Source organism: Pseudomonas sp. CFBP 13719, assembly GCF_014842095.1.
Lineage (GTDB): Bacteria > Pseudomonadota > Gammaproteobacteria > Pseudomonadales > Pseudomonadaceae > Aquipseudomonas.
This window is the reverse complement of the sequence record NZ_JACYVB010000011.1, coordinates 107910-134070: the sequence shown is the minus strand read 5'-3', so window position 1 is coordinate 134070 and position 26161 is coordinate 107910. Positions and strand designations below refer to the sequence as shown.

Sequence of the window (26161 nt, the reverse complement as noted above, 5' to 3'; positions counted from 1 at the left end):
GAGCGTCAGCATAGCGTAGCCGGTTGTCTGGATTCAGCCGGCATGCATGACGTCGCGTTGCTGAATGTTGCGCGCGCCCGTTCGTGGCGGGATGGATCGGGAGGCTCAGGGCGCCGGTTCGATCTGGTTGCGTCCCGCTTCCTTGGCGCGGTAGAGCGCCTGATCCGCGCGCTTGAGCACCTGACTGGCATTCTCACCGGGCTTGAACACCGCCACGCCAGCCGACATCGTCACGCTGACGCGCTCGCCCTTGAAATGGAACGGGCATTGCTCGACCGCTGCACGCAGGCGTTCGAGCAGGCGGCTGCCGCCGCCCAGATCGCTGCCGGGCATCAGCAGGGCGAACTCCTCACCACCGAAGCGAGCAATGAAGTCGTCGCCACGCAAGCCTTTGCGCAGCACGTTGGCGATGATCTTCAAGACCTTGTCGCCGGCCTGATGGCCAAAGGTGTCGTTGATCGACTTGAAGTGATCCAGGTCCAGTATTGCCAGCAGCAGGCCATTGCCGGTTTGCTGCGAGCGTACATGCTCCAGCACCAGTCGCTCGCTCCAGGCGGCCCGGTTGGGCAGACCTGTGAGCGGATCGAGCAAGGCCTTGTTGCGCTGCTGCTCGAGTTTGTCGCGGTAGTCGAGGGCCTCGCGTTCCATGCTCGTCACACGCTCGCCCAAGCCCTGCAGACGCGCGGTGATTTCCTGTTCGCGTGCCTCGCGCTGCAGGCGGTGCTGCTCCATGCTCGCCAGCAGGCCTTCGAGACGGCTTTCCAGCACCTGCTTGAGGCCGTCGATATCGACAGCGCCACGCATGCTCGTCTGCAGCCCGTCGACGTGTTCACGCAGCACGTCGTCCAATGCCAGGGCGGCGCTGCGCGAGTCTGCATGGTCGCCATGAGTCAGCTGCAACTGGCGCTGGAAATTCTCCAGGCGCTGGTTGAGCTGTTGCAGGTAGCGTTCGAACTCCTGCTGGCTGCCGTCGTTGACGGCGAGCATCAATACGGCGAGCTCATCGAGAACCGGCAACAGTTCGTACCAGTTCAACCCGCGCTGGATGCGCGCATGCATGGCCTGGGCCTGGGCCATGTAGCGCTCGGGCAGGGTCAGCTCGCTGAGCAGCTCGAGCAGGGTGGTTTCGATGTGGCTGGCAACGCTGCTGTAGGGTGGTTCAAGGCTGGCCGGCAGGGCGTAGAAAGCTTGCTCATCGGTCAGGCTGCTGTCGAGCACCTGCAACTGTTCAGCGGCATTCTCGCTGGGCGGGTCGATCATGGGCAATGCCACGGGGTTGGCAGCGGCGAGGGCAGGGGCGTCGCTGGCAGTGCTGCTCGCCGGCAGGCTTGGCTCTGGCTCTGGCTCTGGCTCTGGCTCTGGCTCTGGCAGCGGAACGGCGAGCGGGGCAGGTTGCAATACGGGCTCGTCCACAGTGGACACTTGCGCCGCTCGAGTATCGGACTCAGAAATCACGGGGGCAGGGACCGGAACGGCCATTGCCGGTTCATCCTGCGCTGCGGGCACAGGTATGGGCTGTACAGGACTGGCGTCGGCCGGATCGGGACTGCCGAACAAGCGCTGCAGCAGGCCCGCGCGCTGTGCGCGCAAGGGTCGGTCGAGGGTATTGAGCGCCTGCTCCTGCAAACCACTGAGCTCACTGAGCAGCAAGGGCATCTCGCGCGCCTGGCCGGCCCGTTCCTCAAGGCCCTGGGCGAGCTTTTTCAAAGGTTTGCTGACATCGCGCGGCAACGGCAGCGACTGCAGTTGCGTGACCAAAGAACCCAGCGCGGTGCCTATCTGCTGAACCCGGGACTGCCGACGCTTCTCGGATTCCAGCACGGCGATTTCCAGACGCGGTATAAGCGCGGCCAACCGAGCATCCATGTCGTCGCCGCGCAACACCTCGCGCATCTCCTTCATGCACGCATCCACCGACCGATCGCTGCCTTCGGCCGCCAGGCTGCTGCGCACCAGGCCACGACGCAACAGGTCGAGACGGGCGCTCCAGCGCCGCTCGAGCTTTTCCTGCTGGTCGATGCTTTGCAGGTATTTCTCTTTCCAGCGCTGGCTGTCGTCACTCATGACAAGGATTGCTCGTTGACCTGCAGCTCACACCCACCCGCGATGGGTGCGCTGCGAAAACGTCGTATCGCGGGTGATGCCGCTTACTTGGCGGCACGTTCCTTGGCAATCAGCTGGTCGGCCACGTTCAGGGTCTGCTCGGGACCGCCGGAGGTGCCCAGGTCGAAACGGTACTTGCCGTTGACGATCATGGTCGGCACGCCGGAGATCTCATATTTCTTGGCGAGCTCCTTGGCCTTGGCGATCTGGCCCTTGATGGCGAAGGAATTGAACGTCTGCAGGAATTTGTCCTTGTCCACGCCCTGGGTGGCGACGAAATCGGCCATTTCCTGAGGGTCGGTCAGGCGCTTGTGTTCTTTCTGGATGGCATTGAACACGGCGTTGTGCACCTTGTGCTCCACACCCATGGCTTCCAGGGTCAGGAACAACTGGCCGTGGGCGTCCCACGGGCCGCCGAACATGGCTGGAATACGGACGAAATTGACGTCAGCCGGGAGCTTCTCGACCCAAGGGTTGATGGTCGGCTCGAACGCGTAGCAGTGCGGGCAGCCGTACCAGAACATCTCGACCACTTCGATCTTGCCAGGCTCGGCCACAGGGACGGGGGCATTGAGTTGAACGTAGGTTTTGCCGGCTTCCAGCGGCACATCCGCCGCCTGGGCAGTCACGCCCATGGCACTGGCGACAACGAGGAAGGCGCCGAAAATCAGATTACGCATGCGTGACTCCTGAGCAGTTTCATACAAGGGAGGGATCGGTGACAGCACCGGACCCGCCTGATCGAGGCCGCTAGTGTAACGGCAGTGATGTCAAAAAAGGGTGGACGAGGAGGGGCTTTGCGCTATTTTCATGGCCCAATAGATGTAACCAGGCGTAAGACGGCCGCGAAGGTCTGGCGCCTGGCCTGCACCTGGCCCACGCCCGATCGTTTTCAGCGCAGTGCCTGAATATGAGTGGCCAGGGCTGCAATGTCGTCATCGCTGAGCCTGCCCGCAATGTCGTGCATGATCGCGGCGGCATCGCCCTCTTGGCGAAAAGCGGTCAGCCGCTTGATCAGGTACGCTGCATGCTGACCCCGCAGCTGTGGAAAGCCGGCCAGTGCGGTACCGGCACCCTCGGGAGCGTGGCAGCCGCTGCAGGCAGGTACACCCAGCGCCGGGTCGCCACTGCGGTAGAGGTCCTGCCCACGCTGCGCCAAGCCGGCGTCGACTTCCGTGGGGGCGGGCGTCTGCTCGGCGTACCAGGCGGCGATGTCGAGCAGATCCTGGTCGCTCAGCTCAGCCAGCGTACCGGCCATTTCCGGGACCACGCGACGGTTTTCGCGGATGTCCAGCAACTGCTCGTTCAGGTAGCGCTCGCCCTGGCCGGCCAGCTTCGGAAAGATCGGCACCAGGCTGTTGCCGTTCGGGCCGTGGCACGCCGCGCACAGTGTCGTCAGTGGCTGCCCTCGGGCGCTGTCGCCCACCGTGCCGGCAGCACTTGCCGCGCTGCTGGCCAGCAGCACGCAGAGCAGGCCCATCACACGCATCGCGCTCATCGACTGATCCAACCAGGGTGAAGTTCGCAGCCAACCGCACTGTGCGGCAGGCCTGGGCGCATTATGCCTGCAAGCAGGCCATTGCCGGCAAAATCACCCACATATTGTCCAGCCCTATATACTTCGCTGCATCGTTCTTGCGGCCGCTGCATCGGGCCCTGCCTTTACCGGAAATCACATGCAACTCAAAAACCCCATCCTGGGCCTGTGCCAACAGGCTACCTTTTCGCTCAGCGCCGCCAAGGTCGAGCAGTGCCCCGATGACGAAGGGTTCGAGGTCGCGTTCGCCGGCCGTTCCAATGCCGGCAAGTCCAGCGCCTTGAACACCCTGACCCACGCCAGCCTGGCACGGACCTCGAAGACCCCAGGGCGCACGCAGCTGCTCAACTTCTTCAATCTGGACGAGGAGCGGCGCCTGGTCGACCTGCCTGGCTACGGCTACGCCAAGGTGCCGATCCCGCTCAAGCTGCACTGGCAGCGTCACCTGGAAGCGTATCTGGGCAGTCGTGAAAGCCTCAAGGGGCTGATTCTGATGATGGACATCCGCCATCCGATGACCGACTTCGACCTGTTGATGCTCGATTGGTCGGTGGCCAGCCACATGCCCATGCACATTCTGCTGACCAAGGCCGACAAACTGACCTACGGCGCAGCCAAGAACACCCTGCTCAAGGTTCAGGCGGAGATTCACAAGGGGTGGGGCGACGCAGTCAGTATCCAGCTGTTCTCCGCGCCCAAGCGCCTTGGCCTGGAAGACGCCTACACGGTGCTGGCACGCTGGATGGAGCTGCCGGACAAGAACACGGCCGAGGCCTGAGCCTGCCGTGAAGAAAATTCGGACAAAAAAAACCCCGGACTTCGTATGGGGAGGGGGAAGTCTGGGGCTCAAGGTCCGAACCGCTGAGGGTCCGGATATCTGCCAACACTTAACACAACATAGGAGCATCGAAAGGCTTCACTAGCCAATCCCAATCTCTGACTGGGGGAGGCCGTGGGAGTTCCTTGGCAGATGCAAACTATTTGCGATAAGTCGTTGGTTTCATGTGGGGTTCAGGTTTTTCATCTGGCCTGGATTCGGCGTGTGCCCCTTCGCGGCCGCTGACCGCTCCTACAGAAAGCATGAGCATCCGTAGGCATGGTCGGCGGCCGCGAAGCAGCAACACCGCGCCGAACCAGTGCGCAAAAGCCCGTAGGAGCGGTCAGCGGCCGCGAAGCCGTCAACCCGGTTTCGAATCAGTGCGCCTCGTCCCAGTTGGAACCCACACCGACTTCCACCAGCAAGGGCACGTCGAGCTGCGCGGCGCCGCTCATGTAGGGGCGGATCTGGGTGCCGATCTGCTCGACCAGGTCCTCGCGCACTTCCAGCACCAATTCATCGTGCACCTGCAGGATGACCCGTGCGTCCAGCCCGCTCTCGGCCAGCCAGTTGTCCACCGCGACCATGGCCCGCTTGATGATATCGGCAGCCGTACCCTGCATCGGCGCGTTGATCGCGGTGCGTTCGGCGCCCCGGCGCAGGGCCGGGTTCTTGGCGTTGATGTCCGGCACGTAGAGGCGACGCCCGAACAGGGTTTCGACGAAGCCCTGTTCGGCGGCCTGGGCGCGGGTGCGCTCCATGTACTCGAGCACGCCTGGATACTGGGCGAAATAGCGGTCGATATAGGCCTGCGACTGCTTGCGGTCGACACCGATCTGCTTGGCCAGGCCGAACGCGCTCATGCCGTAGATCAAGCCGAAGTTGATCGCCTTGGCACTGCGCCGCTGGTCGGTGGTGACCTGCGCCAGGTCTACCCCGAACACTTCCGCAGCCGTGGCCCGGTGCACGTCCAGATCGTTCTGGAAGGCATGCAGCAAGCCTTCGTCCTTGGCCAGATGGGCCATGATGCGCAGCTCGATCTGCGAGTAGTCGGCCGCCAGCAGGCGATACCCGGGCGCCGCGATGAAAGCCTGACGGATGCGCCGACCCTCGGCGGTGCGGATCGGGATGTTCTGCAGGTTCGGGTCACTGGATGACAGGCGTCCAGTGGCGGCGACCGCTTGATGGTAGGACGTGTGGATGCGCCCGGTGCGCGGGTTGATCTGCTCGGGCAGGCGGTCGGTGTAGGTGCTCTTGAGCTTGCTCATGGAGCGGTACTGCATGAGCACCTTGGGCAACGGATAGTCCTGCTCGGCCAGTTCGGCGAGCACCGCTTCGGCCGTCGAGGCTTGACCCTTGGCCGTTTTGGAGATGATCGGCAGGCCGAGCTTCTCGTAGAGAATCACCCCCAATTGCTTGGGTGATCCCAGGTTGAATTCCTCGCCGGCGATCTCGAACGCTTCGCGCTCCAGGGCAACCATCTTTTCGCCCAGCTCCACGCTCTGAATACCCAGCAGCTTGGCATCGACCAGAGCACCTTGGCGCTCGATCCGCGCCAGCACCGGCACCAGCGGCATTTCGATGTCTTGCAGCACGGGCAGCAGGCTGGGCACCGCGTTCAGCTTGGCCAGGAACAGCTGATGCAGGCGCAGGGTAATGTCGGCATCTTCAGCGGCGTAGGGGCCGGCCTGCTCCAGCGCGATCTGGTCGAAGGTCAGCTGCTTGGCGCCCTTGCCGGCGATGTCGGCGAACTTGATCGTGGTGTGGTTCAGGTACTTGAAGGCCAGGCTGTCCATGTCGTGCCGAGTGGCGGTGGAGTCGAGCACGTAGGATTCGAGCATGGTGTCGAAGGCCACGCCGCGAACCTCGATGCCGTTTTCCTGCACCCCGCCGATGGCACAGTTGGCCAGGATATTCATGTCGTACTTGGCGTGCTGGCCGACCTTGAGCTTGCGCGGATCTTCGAGCAGCGGCTTGAGCGCCAGCAGCACGGTATCGCGGTCGAGCTGTTCGGGCACGCCCATGTAGGAGTGCGTCAGTGGGATGTACGCAGCTTCGTGCGGCTCGACCGCGAAGGAGATGCCCACCAGTTGCGCGCGCTGTGCATCCAGGCCGGTCGTCTCGGTATCGAAGGCGAACAGGCTGGCCTGCTCGAGCTTGTCGAGCCAGACATCGAAGCGGGCCTGGTCGAGAATCGTCTCGTAGCGCACCTCGATGGCCGCGACCGGCTCCTGCACCGGGGCCAGCTCTTCGCCGGCGCGCCGGGCTTCACGCTCGACGTCTTCGATCCAGCTGCGGAACTCCAGCTCGCTGTAGATGGCAAGCAGTGCATCGCGATCCGGCTCGCTGCACATCAATTGGTCGACTTCGACGTCCAGCGGTACGTCGATCTTGATGGTGGCAAGTTCATACGAGAGGAAGGCCATTGCCCGGTGCTCTTCCAGCTTGGCAGGCAGCGACTTGGCGCCGCGAATGGCCAGGGCCGGGACCTTGTCGAGGTTCTCGTAGAGCTCCTTGAGGCCGCCGCCAATGCCGGTCAGCAAGCCCTGAGCGGTTTTTTCGCCCACGCCCGGCACGCCGGGGATGTTGTCGACCTTGTCACCCATCAGGGCCAGGAAGTCGATGATGTGCTCGGGGCCGACGCCGAATTTTTCCTTGACGCCGGCGATGTCCAGCACGCTGCCGGTCATGGTGTTGACCAGAGTAATGTGGCCGTCGACCAGTTGCGCCATGTCCTTGTCACCGGTGGAAATGACCACCGGGCGATCGGCTGCCGCGCTGCTGCGGGCCAGGGTGCCGATGACGTCGTCAGCCTCGACGTTGTCCACGCACAGCAGTGGATAGCCCAGGGCGCGGACGGACGCGTGCAGCGGTTCGACCTGCACCCGCAGGTCGTCGGGCATGCTGGGTCGGTTGGCCTTGTAGTCGCCGTAGAGGGCATCGCGGAATGTTCCGCCCTTGGCGTCGAAGACCACCGCGAACGGGCTGTCCGGGTACTGCCGACGCAGGCTCTTGAGCATGTTCAGCACGCCCTTCACCGCACCCGTGGGCATGCCCTTTGAGGTGGCCAGCGGCGGCAGTGCATGGAACGCCCGGTACAGATAGGAAGAACCGTCCACCAGGACGAGGGGAGCTTTGCTCATGAGCAGAATCAACCTTTTCGGCGAGCCCGGCGTTAGAATGCGCGGAGCTGTGACAACGAGAACTGTGACAACAAAGGGACAAGGTTATCATGCGTAACGTAAAACACCTGTTGCTCGCGGCTCTGCTGCTGACCAGCCCGCTGATGACCCTGGCCGCGGACGACGCGCCTTCGGCCGATCCGGACGTGACCATTCGCCAGGACGGCGACAAGACCATCCAGGAGTACCGCCAGAACGGCTTCCTGTACGCCATCAAGATCACTCCGAAACACGGCAAGCCGTATTTCCTGGTGCGCGCCGATGGCACCGATGACAATTTCATCCGCTCCGACCAGCCGGACATGTTGATCCCGGCCTGGAAGATCTTCGAGTGGTGAGGCTGTAACCTTCAATTCAACCGGGCGCCGTCCCTTGCGGCGCCAGTATGGGCAAATCTACGACATGTCTGTGTTTACACCCTTGACCCGCGCCGAGCTCGAAACCTTTCTGGCCCCCTATGGCCTTGGCCGTCTGCGGGACTTCCAGGGGATTGCCGCCGGTACCGAGAACAGCAACTTCTTCATCAGCCTGGAGCAAGGTGAATACGTGCTGACGCTGGTCGAGCGCGGGCCGACCCAGGATTTGCCGTTCTTCATCGAACTGCTCGATGTACTGCACGACGCTCAGCTGTCGGTGCCCTATGCCTTGCGCACCACCGAGGGCGTGGCGCTGCGCACGCTGGCGGGCAAGCCGGCCCTGCTGCAGCCACGTCTGGATGGCCGCCATGTGCAGGCACCGAACAACCAGCACTGTGTGCAGGTGGGCGAGTTGCTGGGGCACATTCATACCGCCACCCTCGACGCGCCGCTGGTGCGCCGCACCGACCGTGGCCTGGACTGGATGCTGGAGGAGGGCCAGAAGCTGGTCGCCGACCTGGATACGGCGGCCGCGGCGTTACTGCGTCCGGCCCTGGCCGAGATCCAGGCGCAGCACGCGCAGATCCTGGCGCTGCCGCAGGCCAACCTGCATGGCGATCTGTTCCGTGACAACGTGATGTTCGAAGGCACGCACCTGACGGGTGTGATCGACTTCTACAATGCGTGCTCCGGGCCCATGCTGTATGACCTGGCGATTACCGTGAACGACTGGTGCTCGGATGAGCGGGGTGCCCTGGATGCGCCGCGCGCGCGGGCGTTACTGGGCGCCTACGCAGCCCTGCGGCCGTTCACTGCGGCGGAGGCGCAGCTGTGGCCCCTGATGTTGCGCGTGGCTTGCGTGCGGTTCTGGCTGTCACGCCTGATCGCGGCGCAGTCGTTTGCCGGGATGGATGTGTTGATCCATGACCCCAAGGAGTTCCAGGACCGGCTGGCGCTGCGGCAGAAGGTTGGGGTGCCGTTGCCGTTTGCTTTTTAGGGCTTGAGATCGTGGCGCGGCCTTCGCGGGCAGAGCCCGCTCCCACAGGAACCTGCTTCTGGCATGAATCCTCTCTCACAGGAACCTGCTTCTGGCATGAACCTTCTCTCACAGGGCAAGGGTTCAGGCATGTGGGAGGAGCGTCAGAGTTTTTCCAGGCAGCCGGCAAGGTTGTCGGCCAGATTGCCCAGCAAGGTCTCGTAGCCGGTTGCCGTGGCGTCCTCGAAGCTGCCCAGGGCGTCCAGTTCGGCCAGGGTCACCGGCAGGCCGGCCGTCAGGGTCTGCGCCAGCTTGGGGCGCATCGGCGGCTCGCTGAACACGCACGTCTTGCCTACTTCCTGCAGGCGCTGACGCATTGCGGCGACATGCTGCGCGCCAGGTTGCACTTCAGCAGCCACGGCAAAAACCCCCGCATGCTTGAGGCCGTAGGCCTCCTCGAAATAATCGAAGGCTTCGTGGAAGACGAAATAAGGCTTGCCCTGAATGCCGGCGACCCGAGCGGCCAGACGTGTGTCCAGGACCTGCAGGCGTTGCGTGAAGGCGGCCAGGTTGGCCTGGTAGCGCGACGCATTGGCGGGGTCGACAGCAGACAGGTCGGCGGCCATGCGCGTGGCGATCACCCGGGTGTTGACCGTCGAGAGCCACAGGTGGGCGTCCAGCGTGCCAGGGCGGTGGTCGTGATCGTGGTCCGACGTTTCCTCGGCATGGGAATGGCTGTCTTCAGCAAAATGCCGCAGGTGCAGCCCCGGCAGCGTCTGGATCGTGACCGTCGGCTTCTGCCGGGTCTGCAGTACGCGCGGCAGAAAACCTTCCATGTCCGGACCGATCCAGTACAGCAGATCGGCGTCGGCCACCCGCCGCACGTCCGATGGCCGCAGCGCGTAGTGGTGCGGGGAGGCACCGGGCGGCAGCAGCACTTCGGGCTGGCCGACACCGTCCTGCACGGCGGCGGCGATCAGCTGCACCGGCTTGATGCTGGTCAGTACCCGCACCTGGGCCTGTGCCGGCAGGGCGGTCATGCAAGCGGCGAGCAAACCGATGGAAAGAGCAAAAATACGAACCACAATGAACACTCTCGGGGGCAAGAACAGGTAACATAATAACGTCTCTATCAGAATTCGTCGCCGCTCATGTCCAAAACACCGCTGGCCAGCCGTCCCCACGACCACTCGCATTGCGTGCACCACGCGCTGAGCGAAGCCGATGCCTTGTGCCTGAAACAGGGCCTGCGCCTGACCGCCTTGCGTCGTCGCGTGCTGGAACTGGTCTGGCAAAGCCACAAGCCACTGGGTGCCTACGACATCCTCGCCGTGCTCAGCGAACAGGACGGCCGCCGCGCGGCACCGCCCACGGTCTACCGCGCCCTGGATTTTCTGCTCGACAACAACCTGGTGCACCGCATTGCCTCGCTCAACGCCTTCATCGGCTGCAACCATCCCGAGCATGCCCATCAGGGCCAATTCCTGATCTGCCGCGCCTGCCATGTGGCCGTTGAGCTGGAGCACAAGACCATCAGCGACGCCATCGTCGAAAGCGCCCTGGGCGTCGGCTTTGTCGTCGAGGGGCAAACCGTGGAAGTGGTCGGCCTGTGCGCGGCCTGTCAGGGGGCGTGATGAGCGAAGCCTTGATCCGCCTGGACCAGGTCACGGTGGCGTTCGCCGGCCAGCGAGTGCTCGATGACATCCACCTGTGCGTGCAGCCCGGCGAAATCGTGACGTTGATCGGCCCCAATGGCGCCGGCAAGACCACCCTGGTGCGTGCCGTGCTCGGGTTGCTCAAGCCCGATTCGGGGAGCGTCTGGCGCAAGCCGCGGCTGCGCATCGGCTACATGCCGCAGAAGTTGCACGTCGATCCGACCCTGCCGCTGTCGGTCCTGCGCTTTTTGCGCCTGATGCCAGGTGTGGACCGCGCCCGGGCTCTGGCGGCGCTGGAAGAGGTCGGCGCCGCGCAGACCATCGACAGCCCGATCCAGACGGTGTCCGGCGGTGAGATGCAGCGCGTACTGCTGGCGCGGGCACTGTTGCGCGAGCCTGAACTGCTGGTGCTCGACGAGCCGGTGCAAGGCGTCGACGTGGCCGGCCAGGCCGAACTGTATGCCCTGATCACGCGCCTGCGCGAACGCCACGGCTGCGGTGTGCTGATGGTGTCCCACGACCTGCATCTGGTCATGAGCACCACCGACCAGGTGGTCTGCCTGAACCGGCATGTGTGCTGCTCCGGGCACCCTGCGCAGGTCAGCGGTGATCCCGCATTCGTCGAGCTGTTCGGCAGCCACGCTCCCAGCCTGGCCATCTATCACCACCATCACGATCACGCCCATGACCTGCACGGCAGCGTGGTCAGTGACACTCATGTACACGGAGACAGCTGCAAGCATGGCTGATTTTTTACTGTATGCCTTGCTGGCGGGGCTTTCCCTGGCAGTGGTGGCGGGACCGCTGGGCTCGTTCGTGGTGTGGCGGCGCATGGCCTATTTTGGCGATACCTTGTCCCATGCGGCCTTGCTGGGCGTGGCCCTGGGCTTCGTACTCGACATCAGCCCGGCACTGGCAGTCACGGTAGGCTGCCTGCTGCTGGCGATCCTGCTGGTGACCCTGCAACAACGCCAGCCGCTGGCCTCGGACACCCTGTTGGGGATTCTCGCCCCCAGCACCCTGTCGCTGGGTCTGGTGGTACTGAGCTTCATGCACGACGTGCGCATCGACCTGATGGGTTATCTGTTTGGTGATCTGCTGGCGATCAGCCCGACCGATTTGTATTGGATCATCGGTGGCAGCGTGGCGGTGCTGGCGCTGTTGATCGCCTTGTGGCGGCCGCTGCTGGCGATCACCGTTCACGAAGAGCTGGCACGGATCGAAGGCCTGCCCGTGGTGGGGCTGCGCATGGCCTTGATGCTGCTGATTGCGGTGGTGATCGCGGTGGCAATGAAGATCGTCGGGGTGTTGCTGATCACCTCATTGCTGATCATTCCGGCAGCCGCCGCACAACGGCATGCGCGCTCGCCCGAGCAGATGGCGCTGGGCGCCAGTGTGCTGGGGGTGATCGCGGTGTGTGCCGGGTTGGCGCTCTCGTGGTTCAAGGACACGCCGGCCGGGCCTTCGATCGTGGTCAGTGCGGCGGTGTTGTTTCTGCTGAGTTTTGCGTTGCCCAAGCGGTAGTGGAGTGTCTGGCGCGAGTCGCTGTTATCTGTACACCTCGCGTCGATCGCCCAGCTGTGGACAGGCACAGACCCCGCTTTCCTCGGGCAAAGAGTGGTGGCTTCAGCGATTTTCGGCGTCCATATTTTCGCCGACCCCCCCACGGTGTAGACTTGGCCGTTTTTTGGGCAAATAGAGAGTCGTAGCAATGAAGCCGTTCGTCTCCCGTTACCTGCTACTTGCCACACTTTCCCTGGTGTTGACCGCTTGCCAGACCTCACCGGCCGACCACGCCGCTGATGCGGGTCCGGATGCCTGGCAGCAGCTGGAAACAAACATTGCCAGCAGTGAACTGGCCACGGCCGAGGATCAACTGGTCAAGCTGCAGGCGCAGGCACCGCAGGATCCACGCCTCACCGAGGCGCAGCGGCAGCTGGCCGAAGCCTACCTGCAGCGCAGCCAGGTGATGCTGCAGAAAGGTGACGTCAACGCGGCTGCCACTGCGCTGGGCCGTGCCCGCGTGCTGATGCCCCAGGCACCGGCGCTCACCGGTGGCGTCAATGGCGCCATCGCCCAGGCCCGCAAGGCCGAACTGGAAAAAGCCGAAGCCGCCCTTAAAGCTGCCGAAGCCCGACCCAAGGCCTTGGTGCTGGATCCGAACGCCAGCGTTTCAGCGGTGCCGTTGAAGATGCACAGCGCGCCACAGCTGCGCGCACAAATGCACGACATCGCGACCGACGTCGTTCATTACCAATGCGATGTGATCATTCAGGTGGCCCAACCGGGCGAGTATCGCCGGCTGGAAGCGCTGCTCAAGCAGCGCGTCAGCGAACAGTTGCCGGAAATGCAACTGAAGGTCGGTCGCCGTGTGGTCCACGGACAACCGACCCAGATGGTGCTTATACCGCGCCGTTAAGCCGGAATGGCTTTGGCGGCCGGCTCGCGATCCCACACGCGGTGCTTGGCGATGGCGGCGATGAACGCCTTGATGGTGCTGTCATCGTCACCCACCAGCAGGCCGGCATCTTCCTTCAGGCGCAGCGCTTCGAGCAGCGCCTTGCCATCCTTGCTGATACCGATTGCCTTGAGGTGCTTGTAGGCCTCGAGCAGGTAGTGCAGTGCCACGCCATCGGCGCTCAATGCCTTGATCGAATCGGCACCACCCGGTACCCATACTGCGTCGAAGGCCACCGAAGGCAGGCCTTCCTGGGATGCGTCGACGGCCAGAGTCTTGCCATCAGCCGTCTTGACCGGTGCGCTGGTAGGGCCCAGCACCTTGGCATGCGCGCCTTCGGCCTTGAGGGCCTTCTGCAGCGCAGCAACCGCATTGCCGTCCACGCCGTTGGCAACCAGAATGGCCACCTTGCGGCTCTTGATGTCACCGGACAGCAGGTTCATCTGGCTCAGCGCAGGCGATTCCTTCAGCGAGGAAGGCTTGACCGATACGGTGCCCTTGGCAGGCGCCGGCAGACCCAGGTTGGCCGCAACGCGCGAAGCAAGTTCCAGATCGATGTTGGCCAGAATCTCGTTGACCTGACGGGCACGGATGTACTCGCGCTCGACCTTGCCCAATTCGAAGCTGTAGGCCGCGATGATGTGCTCTTTCTCGGCATGGCTCATGCTGTTGAAGAACAGCGTGGCCTGGGAGAAGTGGTCGGAGAACGATTCGCTGCGCTCGCGGACCTTGTGCGCATCGACGCGCTCCGGGTAGGTCTCGAAGCCGCCATCGATCGGTGCCGATGGGGTTTCCTTCGGCCAGCCGCCGTCGATCGAGTTCGGCTCGTAGGAAGCACGGCCCTTGTCGATACGGGTGCGATGCTGGGCATCGCGCTGACCGTTGTGGTTCGGCGCGATCGGACGGTTGATCGGGATCTCGTGGAAGTTCGGCCCGCCGAGACGACTGATCTGGGTATCGGTGTAGGAGAACAGACGGCCCTGCAGCAGTGGGTCGTTGCTGAAGTCGATGCCGGGCACGATGTGGCCTGGGCAGAACGCAACCTGTTCGGTCTCGGCGAAGTAGTTGTCCGGGTTACGGTCCAGCACCATGCGGCCCAGCGGGGTGACCGGGACCAGCTCTTCAGGGATGATCTTGGTCGGGTCGAGCAGGTCGAATTCGAACTTGTGCTCGTCTTCTTCCGGCACGATCTGCACGCCCAGTTCCCATTCCGGGTAGTCGCCCATCTCGATGGACTCCCACAGGTCACGGCGGTGGAAATCGGTGTCCTTGCCGGCCAGTTTCTGCGCCTCGTCCCAGACCAGCGAGCAGGTACCGAACTTGGGCTTCCAGTGGAACTTGACGAATGTGCCTTTGCCCTCGCCATTGACGAAGCGGAAGGTATGGATACCGAAACCCTGCATGGTGCGCAGGCTTTTCGGGATCGCCCGGTCGGACATGGTCCAAAGCACCATGTGCGCCGATTCCGGCACCAGCGAGACAAAGTCCCAGAAGGTGTCGTGGGCGGAGCCGCCGGTCGGGATCTCGTTGTGCGGCTCAGGCTTCACGGCGTGAACGAAGTCGGGAAACTTGATCGCGTCCTGGATGAAGAAGATCGGCATGTTGTTGCCGACCAGATCGAAGTTGCCTTCGTCGGTGTAGAGCTTGACCGCAAAACCACGCACGTCGCGCACGGTGTCGCCCGAGCCACGCGGGCCCTGCACGGTGGAAAAGCGCACGAAGACCGGGGTCTTCTTCGACGGGTCACGGAGGAAACCGGCTTTGGTCAGCGCCGAGTGGTCTTCGTAGGTTTCGAAGAAACCATGGGCCGCAGTGCCGCGGGCGTGGACGATACGCTCCGGGATACGTTCGTGGTCGAAGTGCGTGATTTTCTCACGCATGATGAAGTCTTCGAGCAGCGACGGACCGCGTGGACCCGCCTTGAGCGTGTTCTGGTTGTCGCTGATTTTCACACCATGGTTGGTGCGCAGCGCCTGCCCGGTGCCATCGGCACGGAACTGCTCGAGCGATTCGAGCTTGGCGTTGGTGTTCTGACGATCCGGCGTATCGGTGCCAGCGGCTTCGCTCTTGCCGGTAGGGGGGGTCTTGTTGCTCATCGGGCCTTAACTCCTTGGTTTACGGCAGTCCGTTCACGGACTTTGATAAGTACCCTCACCTGATCACGGCAGGCATGGGCCAGGGATACTCAGCAAGTGACCGGACACATTGCACGGGCGTTCCTTTTTTTTCGCGAACGGTGTGTCCATCCAACCTTTAGTCGCGTTATTGCCAAATGACAGGTCGTTGCGAAAATAAATGCTAAATGCCGCTGGACGGCTGGGCTAAAATGCGCGCCCGGCTACCCGCTGCCCCCATTCATGCGCCCCACAAGGTTCGCTACGTGATCGAGTTCCAAGATGTCCAAAAGACCTACCGCGTGGCCGGTAGGGAGATTCCCGCGCTGCACCCCACCCGGCTCATCGTGCCGGCAGGCCAGGTGTTCGGCCTCATCGGCCACTCCGGCGCGGGCAAAAGCACGCTGCTGCGCCTGATCAACCGGCTGGAAAACCCTAGCGGCGGTACCATCATCGTCGACGGCGAAGACGTCACCGCGTTCGATGCCGATGCCCTGCGCGGCTTCCGGCAGCAGGTCGGCATGATCTTCCAGCACTTCAACCTGCTGGCCTCCAAGACCGTCGCCGACAACGTGGCGATGCCGCTGAACCTGGCCGGCCGCCTGTCGCGCAGGGAGATCGACCAGCGCGTGGCCCAGTTGCTCGAGCGCGTCGGCCTATCCGACCATGCACGCAAGTACCCGGCGCAGCTGTCGGGCGGTCAGAAGCAGCGCGTCGGCATCGCCCGCGCGCTGTCGACCAACCCGAAAATCCTGCTCTGCGACGAGGCCACCAGTGCCCTGGATCCGCAGACCACGGCCTCGGTGCTGCAACTGCTGGCGGAAATCAACCGCGAACTGCAGCTGACCATCGTGCTCATCACCCATGAAATGGACGTGATCCGTCGGGTCTGCGACCAGGTCGCGGTGATGGACGCCGGGCGCATCGTCGAACAGGGCCCGGTAGCCGATGTGTTTCTGCATCCGCAGCATCCGACCACGCGCCGCTTCGTCCAGGAAGACGAGCAGGTGGACGAGAACGAACAGCGCAGCGACTTCGCCCACGTGGCGGGGCGCATTGTGCGCCTGACGTTCCAGGGCGAGGCCACCTATGCGCCTCTGCTGGGCACGGTGGCACGCGAGACCGGTGTCGACTACAGCATCCTGGCCGGTCGTATCGACCGCATCAAGGACACCCCCTATGGCCAGTTGACCCTGGCTATCACCGGCGGCGACATGGACGCGGCCTTCGCCCGCTTCACCGCTGCGGACGTTCACATGGAGGTGCTGCGCTGATGGACCTGATCAACTTCTTTGCCAGCGTCGACTGGAGCGAAATCTGGCAGGCCACCCTGGATACGCTGGTCATGCTGGGCGCTTCGCTGCTGTTCACCATCCTTTTGGGCCTGCCGCTGGGTGTCCTGCTGTTTCTCACCAGCCCACGGCAGATGTTCGAAAAGCCACGGCTGTATGCGGTGCTCTCGTTCATCGTCAACGTGGTGCGCTCGCTGCCGTTCATCATCCTGATCATCCTGCTCATTCCCGCCACGGTGGTGTTGGTGGGCACCTCGCTGGGCGTTGCCGGGGCGATTCCGCCACTGGTCATCGGCACCGTGCCGTTCTTTGCGCGCCTGGTGGAAACCGCCCTGCGCGAGGTCGACCGCGGCATCATCGAGGCGACCCAGGCCATGGGGGCGACCACGCGGCAGATCATCACCCGGGCACTGGTGCCCGAGGCCATGCCGGGGATCATCGCAGCCATCACCGTGACGACCATCACCCTGGTCTCGTACACCGCGATGGCCGGCGTCGTAGGCGCCGGAGGCCTGGGCGACCTGGCGATTCGCTACGGCTACCAGCGCTTCCAGGACAACGTGATGTACGTCACGGTGATCATTCTGATTCTGATGGTCCAACTGCTGCAGATGCTCGGCGACCGTCTGGTCGTGCACTTCTCGCGCAAATAATTCAAGGTCAGGCTCCCGAGGGCCGACAAGGAAATCGAAAATGAAAAGACTACTGGCCGCCATGGCCGCCGTCGCTGCACTGTCCGCCCAGGCCAACGAAACCCTGAGCGTGGCAGCCACTGCGGTGCCTCATGCGGAGATTCTCGAATTCGTCAAGCCGCAGCTGGCCGAACAGGGCGTGGACCTCAACATCAAGGTGTTCACCGACTACATTCAGCCCAACGTCCAGGTCGAGCAGAAGAAAATGGACGCCAATTTCTTCCAGCACCAGCCATATCTGGATGAGTTCAACAAAGCCAAGGGTGCCGGCCTGGTCGCCGTGACCGGCGTGCATCTGGAGCCGCTGGGCGCCTATTCGAGCAAGATCAAGGAGCTCGGCGAGCTGGCCAACGGTGCCAACGTGGTGGTGCCTAACGACGCCACCAACGGCGGCCGCGCGCTGTTGCTGTTGCAGAAGTACGGGCTGATTCGCCTCAAGGACCAGAGCAACATCCTGGCGACCACCAGGGACATCGTCGAGAACCCCAAGGGCCTGAAGATCCGTGAGCTGGAGGCAGCGACCATCCCGCGCGTGCTGACCCAGGTCGACCTGGCCCTGATCAACACCAACTATGCCCTGGAAGCCAAGCTGGATCCGTCCAAGGACGCACTGTTCATCGAAGGCAGCGACTCACCATACGTGAACATTCTGGTCGCACGCCCTGACAACAAAGACTCGCCTGCCATGCAGAAGCTGGCAGCCGCGCTGCACAGCCCCGAGCTCAAGCAGTTCATCACCGAGAAGTACAAGGGTGCGGTATTGCCGGCCTTCTAGGCCAGTGACGGCTTGACCCGCGCCCCTCAATCGCCCGCGACCAGCCCCGGAAGCTGGGCGATCATCTTGGCATTGTCGATGGGCCCGCGGATGAACCCGCGCTGTCGCCCATCCGGCCCGATCAACGCCAGGTTGGCGCTGTGTTCCACCAGGTAATTGGGCTTGCGCGTGTCGGCCGCAATGAAGGGGATGCTGATGGCGCTGGCCAGCGTCTGCAAGGTGTCGACCGGCGCCACCCACCCCTGGAATCCCGCCTTGAAATAACCCAGGTATTGCTTGAGCCGCTCGGGCGTGTCGCGGTGCGGATCGACACTGATCAGCACCACCTGCAGGCGCTCGCGCGTGGCGTCCGGTAGCTGGTTCTGCACATCGCGCAGATTGGCCAGCGTGGTCGGGCAGATATCCGGGCAGAACGTGTAGCCGAAGAACAGCAGCGACCACTTGCCTTCGAGCTGGTCGACGTGGACGACCGAGCCGTTCTGATCGGTCATCTGCAGCACTGGCATCGCCCGGCTCTGCGCCAACAGGATGATGCCCGCATCGACCAGCCCGGCGCGGTCGGGCTGGGGTTGCCCCTTGAGCAGGTGATGAACGCTCAATCCGATCAGCAAGGCAAGGGCACCGGCAACGGTAAAGACGATTTTCTGCGCTGTGGTCATGGGCTCGGGGTCAGTGCATGTGGAAGTGAGCGACGTTAGCAGGCCGATCCCCGGGAGGGTAGTGGTCACGCGCCGTTATGAAATGTGTCCTTACTATGACAAATGCGTCTTAGCCTTCCCGATGGGCCAGCTATCGTTCCCACTACACTTGCGTGACACTCGCCTGGAGCCTTCATGAATACCGCCGCATTGCGCGAGCAGATTCAACGTGCAACCGAACACGAGGCCGCCACCGGCCACCTGCATCAACGTCTGGAAAAACAATTGCCGCAGCTGCACCCGGCCATCGACCTGGCAGAGGGCGGCGGTATCGCTTTGTGGCGCTTCGTCAGCGCCTACATCGAGGAAGTCCCGCAGTTGCTCGATGCGGCCAGCGAAGTCGCCGGCAAGGCCGGAATCGAGTCGCAGATCAAGCCGGTATTGAAGATAGCCGAAGAGTACTTCCTGCAACCGCCCGAAATTCTGGCCGGCCAGGAGGGGCTGGATGGCCTGCTCGACGAAGCTTACCTGGCCCATCGTCTGGTCGAGGAAGTCAACGACCTGTACATCCGCCATTTGGGCCAGCCGCTGATACCGTTGGACATGACCGTGGCCAACCTCATCGCTCACCAGTTGATCGGCGAAACGTTCGCCAACCAGCTGGATGAGGTGGTGCATCATTCGGTGGATCAGATGCTCTGTGACGAGCGCTTCGAGCTGCCGTCGGTGCAAGCCTATCGCGACAAGCTGATCAGCCCTGAAACCGGCGCGGCCTGGCAGCAATGGCCGTGCATGTCACGACGCCTGGGCATTGGCCTGGACTTGAACGCGGCCAGCTCCTGAGAGCCTGCGCCGGGGCTTGGCGAGCGTTCTTCGCCAGGCCCCGTGCAGCCGGTCTGCGCTATCGTGCTAGCTGCCGAAGCCTGCCGTGGTACGCAGCCGACCCTCGATACGCCGCTTCAGCCCGCGGCTTTCGATGATCATTCGCGAACCCTTGCTCTGGTTCGCCCGACCCCAGTCTTCCAGCAGCTCCAGGCACGAGTGGTCGATGTAGTTCAACCCGGCCAGTGGCACGTGCACGGTGGTACCTTCCGGAATGCTCGCCAGGGCCTTGGTCAGGGCCGGTACCTTGAGAAAGGTCGCCGAGCCCACCATGCGCAGTTCCACTTCACCCGGTGCCTGGTCGATCAGGGTGATCTTCAGGCGTGCGGCCTTGAAGGCCAGCTTCAGCAAGGTCAGGGCGAAACCCAGCAGCACACCGGTGAGCAGGTCGGTGAAGACGATCGCCAGCGCCGTGGCTGCGTAGGTGAACATCGGCATCCGACCGTAGCGACCCAGGCCCTTGAAGGCCTTGAAATCGACCAGCTTGACGCCGGTGAAGACCAGTACACCCGCCAGGCTTGCGACCGGGATGCTCTGCAGCAGGCTGGACAACAGAACCACGAACCCCAGCAGCCAGACACCGTGCAGAATTGCCGACATGCGGGTTTGTGCACCGGCCTGGACATTGGCCGAGCTGCGCACGATTACCCCAGTCATGGGCAGCGCGCCCAGAATGCCGCAGAGCATGTTGCCTACGCCCTGTGCCGACAGCTCGCGGTCGAAATCGGAGCGCTGGCCGTTGTGCATGCGGTCGACCGCAGCCGCCGACAGCAGGGTCTCGGCACTGGCGATGAAGGCAACGGCGATGGCGGCGATCAATACAGCCGGATCGGCCAGGTTGAGCAGATCGGCCGGACGCAGCCAGTCGATGGCCTCCGCCAGGTTGGCTGGCACTTCGACGCGTTTGACCTGCATGGCGAAGAACAGGCTCAGCCCGGTCGCCAGGCCCACGCCCAGCAATGCACCGGGTACGAAGCGCAGCTTCTGCGGACGCAATTTTTCCCAGGCATACATCACGACGATGGTCAGCAGGCCCAACAGCCCGGCTTGCCAGCCCAGCCCGCCACCGATGCTGGGAATGGCCTGGCCGACGGCAGCCGGGAATTGGATCAGATTGCTCAGGCCCGAAGGTTGCGGTGCGCGGTCGAGCATCACATGAACCTGGGACAGCACGATCAGCACGCCGATACCGGCCAGCATGCCGTAGACCACGGCGGGTGCCGTGACGCGGAACCAGCAACCCAGCTTGAAGCGTCCGGCAAGCAGTTGCAGCAGGCCGGCCAGCAGCAGGATCGGCCCGAGCATGGCCATGCCGTGCTGGCGCACCAGCTCGAAGACCAACACCGCAAGGCCCGCAGCGGGGCCGCTGACCTGTAACGGCGAGCCGGCCAGAAACCCGACCACGATACCGCCTATGATGCCGGTGATCAGACCTTTGGAAGGCGGCATACCCGAGGCGATGGCGATACCCATGCACAACGGCAGCGCGACCAGAAACACCACGACCGATGCGAGCAACTCGCGCGGCAACACTGCTTTTATCTGTGCAATATTCACGTTCAATCTCCTGCAAGCATTCAAGCGAGCCAGGCCGCACTTTTCGACAGGCAGCACCATGCCTGCCCGATCCTTCGTGACCCAGCCAACGTGGCTGGGATGAAAGGATCCGGCAAGCAGTGGATGGAAGGTGCTGTCGACAGGTTACGGCCCGGCGGGCCCTGTCATACGAACGACGCGGTTATTAGAACCGGCCTTTGGGCGTAGCGCTTGGCATTGTCTCGCTGCCGAGCGGCAGGAAGCAGTCCTGCTCAGCGTCGTAGGCTTTGATCTCGCTGGTTTCGATGTTGTAGATCCAGCCATGGATGTACAACTGACCGCTGGCCATGCGCGAAGCCACCGAAGGGTGCGTGCGCAGGTGCTGCAATTGGGAGATGACGTTTTCTTCGGTCAGCACTTTCATGCTTTCGGCTTCGTTGGCGCAGTTGCAGTTGTCTTCGACCACGGTGCGGGCCACTTCCGAGTGACGCAGCCAGGCTTTGACCGTAGGCATCTTTTCCAGCGAAGCGGGGTTGAGTACCGCACGCATGGCGCCGCAGTCGGAGTGACCGCAGACGATGACGTGCTGCACGCCCAGCGCCAGAATGGCGTATTCCAGAGCCGTGGACACGCCGCCGTTCATCTGCCCATAGGGCGGTACGACGTTGCCGACGTTACGGGTAACGAACAGATCGCCCGGGGAGCTTTGCGTGATCAGTTCCGGGACGATGCGCGAGTCGGCGCAGGTAATGAACATGGCACGCGGCGCTTGTGCGGTGGCGAGCTTCTTGAACAATTCTTGCTGCTGGGGGAACACGTCATGGTGGAAACGCAAAAAACCATCGACGATCAGCTTCATGGAGGCTTCAGCGGTGTCGGAATGGCTCGGTGTAGGATCCTTGTCGCTCATGATTCATCCTCTTGCTGGATTTGAGATGGTTCCCAGTTTACCGGGTAAAAATTCCCACAGCTCATGGCTGGACGAGACGATTCACACAGGATTATGACTCGTGAGTCATTTGCCACTAACCCTACCGGTGAAAACTTAACTGAACCTGAATCGAGGCGTCTATTGCGCGGGGTGGTGGTTTGCCGAGACGATGGACGGCGTCCCTGTAGCAGCGGCGCGAGTCGCGTCCGGCTTCACCGCGTTCTCCCAGATGCACCGCTTAAACCGCCGACGCGGCTTGCGCCGCTGCTACAGGAATCGTGAAATTCATAACAACGGCGCAGGCCGCGTCATGAGCCACGCAATCTTTGTAGCAGCGGCGCGAGCCGCGTCAGCGATCCACGCGGTGCAGGGATGGATCAGCGCACCAGGCAGGGACGTTTGTTGTCGAATTGCCAACCCGAGATCAGGTATTGCATGGCAATGCCGTCGTCTCGCGCACCCAGGCCCTTGGCCTTGTACAGCTCGTGGGCCTTGGCCACTTCGTCCATGTCGATGTCCACGCCCAGGCCCGGTTTGGCCGGCACCTTGACGAAGCCATCGACGATCTGCAACGGCTGCTTGGTCAGACGCTGGCCATCCTGCCAGATCCAGTGCGTGTCGATCGCGGTGATCTCGCCCGGCGCGGCGGCCGCCACCTGGGTGAACATGGCCAGCGAAATGTCGAAATGGTTGTTGGAGTGCGAGCCCCAGGTCAGCCCCCAGTCGTTGCACATCTGCGCCACCCGTACCGAACCCTGCATGGTCCAGAAATGCGGATCGGCCAGCGGGATGTCCACCGACTGCAGCTGGATGGCATGGCCCATCTCGCGCCAATCGGTAGCAATCATGTTGGTGGCGGTGGGCAGGCCCGTCGCACGACGGAACTCGGCCATGACTTCACGTCCCGAATAGCCGTTTTCGGCGCCGCAGGGATCCTCGGCGTAAGCCAGCACATGGTGCTGGTCGCGGCACAGGCCGATGGCCTCTTTCAATGACCAGGCACCGTTGGGGTCCAGGGTGATGCGCGCGTCGGGAAAGCGCTCGGCCAGCGCCGTCACCGCCTCGATTTCCTCGGCACCGCGCAGCACGCCGCCCTTGAGCTTGAAGTCGTTGAAGCCGTACTTGGCCTTGGCCGCTTCGGCCAATCGCACTACCGCCTCGGGGGTCATTGCCTTTTCGTGACGCAGGCGGCTCCAGTCATCAGAGGCGTCCGGCTCGCTGCGGTAGGCCAGGTCGGTCTGGCCACGATCGCCCACATAGAACAGGTAGCCGAGCATCTTCACAGCATCGCGCTGTTGGCCTTCACCCAGCAGCGCCGCCACCGGCACCTCGAGAAACTGCCCGAGCAGGTCGAGCAGGGCGGCTTCCATGGCCGTCACGGCATGGATGGTAATGCGCAGGTCGAACGTCTGCAGGCCGCGGCCGGCGCTGTCACGGGCCGCGAAGGTGGTGCGCATGCGGTTGAGGATCTGCTGGTACTGGCCGATGGGCTGGCCCACCACCAGGCTGCGGGCGTCTTCCAGGGTTTCGCGAATGCGCTCGCCCCCAGGCACCTCGCCAACCCCGGTGTTGCCGGCGCTGTCCTTGAGAATCACGATGTTGCGGGTGAAGAACGGGCCATGGGCGCCGCTGAGATTGAGCAGCATGCTGTCGTGTCCGGCAACCGGGATGACTTGCAGGCTGGTGACGACAGGAGCGTTGTGTGCGGTCATGTTGTTTTCCTTCTCCATGTTGTTGTCCTTGTCATTGATCCACGCCAGGCGCCGCTAGGGCCTGGCGAAAACGGGGCAGGCATCGCGCTGGTCAGAGCGACCGGGCCTGGGCGGGTTCGGCAATGCCGTTGGCAGGCTTGCCGGGCTTGGGCTGGGTACGGGCGAAGAACACCACGATTGCCGCCAGCACCGAGGTACCGGCCAGGCCGTACAACCCGCCCTGGATCGAGCCCGTGCTCTGTTCTAGAAAGCCGAAGGTAGCCGGCGCAACGAAGCCACCCAGGTTGCCCACCGAGTTGACCAGGGCGATCACCGCCGCAGCGATGCGTGCATCCAGGTAAGCCTGGGGAATGGGCCAGAACAGCGACGAGGCCGACTTGAAGCCGATTGCGGCGAAACACACGGCAACGAAGGCGAACACCGGACCACCGGTGGTCGACATGAACATCCCGGCCGCGGCGATCAGCAAGGCCGTGGCCACCCATGCCTGCTGGAACTTGAACTTGCCGGACAAGGCCGCAAAGCCGTACATGGCAATGATCGAGATCAGCCAAGGTATGGAATTGAGGAAGCCCACCTGCAGGTCGTCCAGGCCGCCCATTTTCTTGATGATGCTGGGCAGCCAGAAGGTCGCCGCATAGATGGTCAGCTGGATACAGAAGTAGATCAGGCAGAACAGCAAGATCTGACGATCCCTGAGCAGCGTGCCCAAAGTGGGCTTGACGGTGTGCATGGCATCGCGCTCGCGCTGCTCGCGGTCGATCTCGCCCACCAGCGTATCTTTCTCTTCCTGGGTCAGCCATTTGGCATCGTGAACCTTGGAATCCAGCCAGAACCAGACGAAGAAGCACAGCAGCACCGAAGCCAGGCCTTCGATCAGGAACATCCACTGCCAGCCGTGCATGCCCAGCCCTTCGATCTGCAACAGGGCACCGGCCAGTGGCCCGGAAATCAGCGAGGCCAGGGCCGAACCGCTGAGGAAGATGGCAATCGCCTTGCCACGCTCGACGCCAGGCAACCAGCGGGTGAAGTAGTAGATCACCCCGGGGAAGAAACCGGCTTCGGCGATCCCCAGCAGGAAGCGCAGAATGTAGAAGTGGGTTTCGTTCTGAATGAACGCCATCATCGTCGCGACGATGCCCCAGGTGAACATGATCCGCGTCAGCCAGACCCGTGCGCCGACTTTCTGCAAGAGCATGTTGGACGGCACTTCGAACAGCGCATAGCCGATGAAGAACAACCCGGCACCGAAGCCATAGGCCGCCGCACCGATGCCCAGGTCATGCTCCAGGTGCGTTCGCACGAAGCCGATGTTGACCCGATCGATGTAGTTGACAATGAACATGATGACGAACAGCGGGAGTACGTGACGCTTCACTTTCGAGACGGCGCGGGCCAGGACGGCATCGCCGGTTGCAACGTTTGAATTGCTCACAATTCAAATCTCCCACTGATTGTTTTTATGCGGGTAGTTTGTGGATCGATCGGCAGCTGTGTGCTCGGTCGGCAGACATCATACAACTCACCATTGATTAAACTCAACGCCGGTAGAGAATTTGAGTATGCCATCCGTCGTTGTCATACATCTTCGGTAGGCAGGTGGCAATGTCGATGGTCACTCCGCGCCACCCGTACCGGGTCCGGTGCAATGCCTGAGTGGTACACCCAAGGTATGATCGGATTTTTCCTCAGGGGGGCTCATCGATGTCCAAGCGACCCAACAGCCTGGCCCATGTACTGGTCGAGGCCTTGAGCCAGCAGATTCGCCTGGGCACCTTGGCGCCAGGGGCCAAACTGCCGTCGGAGGGCGCCATTGTGGCCGAGCACGGGGTCAGCAGGACCGTGGTGCGCGAAGCGTTGTCACGCTTGCAGGCGTCCGGGTTGGTGGAGGCCCGGCATGGCGTGGGGACCTTCGTGTTGCAGCGCGAGCCGGCCCATGGCCTGCGTTTGAACGTGGATACGGCGCTCAGCGTGCGCGGCATCCTGGAATTGCGCCTGGGCCTGGAAACCCAGGCAGCGGCCCTGGCGGCCAAGCGTCGCAGCGAGCAACAGTTGCAACGTATGCGCAAGGCGCTGGATGACTATCAACGTTCGCTGGCCAACAACGACAGTTGCGTTGAGGAAGACAAACGCTTTCACCTGCTGATTGCCGAGGCGACCGGCAATACGTATTTCACCGACATCATGCAGCACCTGGGCGATGCGATGATTCCGCGCACTCGCCTGAATGCGCTGGAGAAGGGCGATGCCGATCTGTCCCAGCTGGGGCAGGTGGCGAACCTCGAGCATGAGGCGATCTACCAGGCTATTCGCAAGCAGGACGCCGATGCGGCGCGGGCGGCGATGTGGCTGCATTTGAGCAACAGCCGCGATCGTTTCAATGCGGATTGAGGGGGAGGCCTTCTCACTGAAGAGTGTCAGTGAGGGCCTCTTCGCGGGCAGAGACCCGCTCCCACAGTGGGGTGAATTCTCAACCGGCTTTGTGGGAGCGGGGCGGGCGGCGAG

23 protein-coding genes are annotated in these 26161 nt (G+C 63.0%); 12 read left to right on the top strand and 11 right to left on the bottom strand.

The window, feature by feature from the left end; translation table 11 throughout:
• Positions 1-105: 105 nt before the first annotated feature.
• The 3 genes from IFT57_RS24675 to IFT57_RS24665 all read right to left on the bottom strand — a co-directional run bounded on the left by IFT57_RS24675 (position 106) and on the right by IFT57_RS24665 (position 3601).
• On the bottom strand, positions 106-2064 hold the full coding sequence (locus IFT57_RS24675; RefSeq protein WP_192152993.1) for a GGDEF domain-containing protein: 1959 nt from the start codon (positions 2062-2064) through the stop codon (positions 106-108).
• Between the two features lie 83 nt (positions 2065-2147).
• Positions 2148-2783, bottom strand: a complete 636-nt coding sequence (locus IFT57_RS24670; RefSeq protein ID WP_122714865.1) for a thiol:disulfide interchange protein DsbA/DsbL — start codon at positions 2781-2783, stop codon at positions 2148-2150.
• Between the two features lie 212 nt (positions 2784-2995).
• Entirely contained in the window at positions 2996-3601 is a 606-nt protein-coding gene (locus IFT57_RS24665) for a c-type cytochrome (protein WP_192152992.1), read from the bottom strand.
• A gap of 178 nt (positions 3602-3779) precedes the next feature.
• On the opposite strand from IFT57_RS24665, the gene yihA reads away from it, so the two are divergent.
• On the top strand, positions 3780-4418 hold the full coding sequence (yihA, locus tag IFT57_RS24660) for a ribosome biogenesis GTP-binding protein YihA/YsxC (RefSeq protein WP_122480098.1): 639 nt from the start codon (positions 3780-3782) through the stop codon (positions 4416-4418).
• Positions 4419-4834: 416 nt separating this feature from the next.
• Here the strand turns inward: yihA and polA are convergent, their stop codons facing one another.
• The gene (gene polA, locus IFT57_RS24655; protein WP_192152991.1) at positions 4835-7600 is read right to left on the bottom strand and encodes a DNA polymerase I; all 2766 of its coding nucleotides are present in this window, start codon (positions 7598-7600) and stop codon (positions 4835-4837) included.
• An 89-nt stretch (positions 7601-7689) separates the two neighbouring features.
• Between polA and IFT57_RS24650 the strand changes: the two genes are divergently transcribed.
• The gene (locus IFT57_RS24650) at positions 7690-7977 is read left to right on the top strand and encodes a DUF2782 domain-containing protein (protein ID WP_122480096.1); all 288 of its coding nucleotides are present in this window, start codon (positions 7690-7692) and stop codon (positions 7975-7977) included.
• Positions 7978-8041: 64 nt separating this feature from the next.
• Positions 8042-8992 (top strand): homoserine kinase, encoded by a 951-nt coding sequence (locus IFT57_RS24645; RefSeq protein ID WP_192152990.1) that lies wholly within the window; start codon positions 8042-8044, stop codon positions 8990-8992.
• Positions 8993-9135: 143 nt separating this feature from the next.
• On the opposite strand, the gene IFT57_RS24640 is transcribed toward IFT57_RS24645, so the two are convergent.
• Positions 9136-10011, bottom strand: coding sequence for a zinc ABC transporter substrate-binding protein (locus IFT57_RS24640; RefSeq protein ID WP_244657426.1), 876 nt, complete (start codon positions 10009-10011; stop codon positions 9136-9138).
• A gap of 111 nt (positions 10012-10122) precedes the next feature.
• On the opposite strand from IFT57_RS24640, the gene IFT57_RS24635 reads away from it, so the two are divergent.
• The 4 genes from IFT57_RS24635 (at position 10123) to IFT57_RS24620 (ending at position 13045) form a co-directional block, all read left to right on the top strand.
• Positions 10123-10605 carry a Fur family transcriptional regulator gene (locus tag IFT57_RS24635; RefSeq protein ID WP_122480095.1) on the top strand — a complete coding sequence of 161 codons (483 nt, stop codon included), beginning with the start codon at positions 10123-10125 and terminating at the stop codon, positions 10603-10605.
• A complete protein-coding gene (znuC, locus tag IFT57_RS24630) occupies positions 10605-11375 on the top strand; it encodes a zinc ABC transporter ATP-binding protein ZnuC (RefSeq protein WP_192152988.1) in 771 nt (256 codons plus the stop codon). Before IFT57_RS24635 ends, znuC begins: the two co-directional genes overlap by 1 nt.
• Positions 11368-12150 (top strand): zinc ABC transporter permease subunit ZnuB, encoded by a 783-nt coding sequence (gene znuB / locus IFT57_RS24625; RefSeq protein ID WP_122796627.1) that lies wholly within the window; start codon positions 11368-11370, stop codon positions 12148-12150. Before znuC ends, znuB begins: the two co-directional genes overlap by 8 nt.
• A gap of 187 nt (positions 12151-12337) precedes the next feature.
• Complete coding sequence (locus IFT57_RS24620; RefSeq protein ID WP_192152987.1) at positions 12338-13045, top strand: PA5502 family lipoprotein; 708 nt, start codon at positions 12338-12340, stop codon at positions 13043-13045.
• Here the strand turns inward: IFT57_RS24620 and katE are convergent.
• Positions 13042-15180: a catalase HPII gene (gene katE / locus IFT57_RS24615; RefSeq protein WP_122714858.1), complete on the bottom strand. Its 2139-nt coding sequence runs from the start codon at positions 15178-15180 to the stop codon at positions 13042-13044. The two genes, IFT57_RS24620 and katE, sit on opposite strands and share 4 nt — an antisense overlap.
• A gap of 284 nt (positions 15181-15464) precedes the next feature.
• On the opposite strand from katE, the gene IFT57_RS24610 reads away from it, so the two are divergent.
• From IFT57_RS24610 to IFT57_RS24600, 3 genes are read left to right on the top strand one after another with little or no spacing between them, the layout of a single operon-like run.
• Positions 15465-16472, top strand: coding sequence for an ATP-binding cassette domain-containing protein (locus tag IFT57_RS24610; protein ID WP_192152986.1), 1008 nt, complete (start codon positions 15465-15467; stop codon positions 16470-16472).
• Positions 16472-17143 (top strand): methionine ABC transporter permease, encoded by a 672-nt coding sequence (locus IFT57_RS24605; RefSeq protein ID WP_122796630.1) that lies wholly within the window; start codon positions 16472-16474, stop codon positions 17141-17143. Before IFT57_RS24610 ends, IFT57_RS24605 begins: the two co-directional genes overlap by 1 nt.
• Before the next feature lie 40 nt (positions 17144-17183).
• Positions 17184-17957, top strand: coding sequence for a MetQ/NlpA family ABC transporter substrate-binding protein (locus IFT57_RS24600; RefSeq protein ID WP_192152985.1), 774 nt, complete (start codon positions 17184-17186; stop codon positions 17955-17957).
• Between the two features lie 26 nt (positions 17958-17983).
• Here IFT57_RS24600 and IFT57_RS24595 read toward each other — a convergent pair whose 3' ends face one another.
• Positions 17984-18616 carry an SCO family protein gene (locus tag IFT57_RS24595; RefSeq protein WP_122796632.1) on the bottom strand — a complete coding sequence of 211 codons (633 nt, stop codon included), beginning with the start codon at positions 18614-18616 and terminating at the stop codon, positions 17984-17986.
• A gap of 174 nt (positions 18617-18790) precedes the next feature.
• On the opposite strand from IFT57_RS24595, the gene IFT57_RS24590 reads away from it, so the two are divergent.
• Entirely contained in the window at positions 18791-19438 is a 648-nt protein-coding gene (locus IFT57_RS24590; protein ID WP_192152984.1) for a hypothetical protein, read from the top strand.
• A gap of 66 nt (positions 19439-19504) precedes the next feature.
• On the opposite strand, the gene IFT57_RS24585 is transcribed toward IFT57_RS24590, so the two are convergent.
• From IFT57_RS24585 to IFT57_RS24570, 4 genes are all read right to left on the bottom strand, one after another.
• Positions 19505-21034: a SulP family inorganic anion transporter gene (locus IFT57_RS24585; protein ID WP_192152983.1), complete on the bottom strand. Its 1530-nt coding sequence runs from the start codon at positions 21032-21034 to the stop codon at positions 19505-19507.
• Positions 21035-21218: 184 nt separating this feature from the next.
• Positions 21219-21923: a carbonic anhydrase gene (locus IFT57_RS24580; protein ID WP_192152982.1), complete on the bottom strand. Its 705-nt coding sequence runs from the start codon at positions 21921-21923 to the stop codon at positions 21219-21221.
• Between the two features lie 398 nt (positions 21924-22321).
• The gene (gudD, locus tag IFT57_RS24575) at positions 22322-23656 is read right to left on the bottom strand and encodes a glucarate dehydratase (RefSeq protein WP_244657421.1); all 1335 of its coding nucleotides are present in this window, start codon (positions 23654-23656) and stop codon (positions 22322-22324) included.
• Between the two features lie 91 nt (positions 23657-23747).
• Complete coding sequence (locus tag IFT57_RS24570; protein WP_446731221.1) at positions 23748-25094, bottom strand: MFS transporter; 1347 nt, start codon at positions 25092-25094, stop codon at positions 23748-23750.
• 266 nt (positions 25095-25360) lie between these two features.
• On the opposite strand from IFT57_RS24570, the gene IFT57_RS24565 reads away from it, so the two are divergent.
• A complete protein-coding gene (locus tag IFT57_RS24565) occupies positions 25361-26047 on the top strand; it encodes a FadR/GntR family transcriptional regulator (protein WP_192152980.1) in 687 nt (228 codons plus the stop codon).
• Positions 26048-26161: the final 114 nt, after the last annotated feature.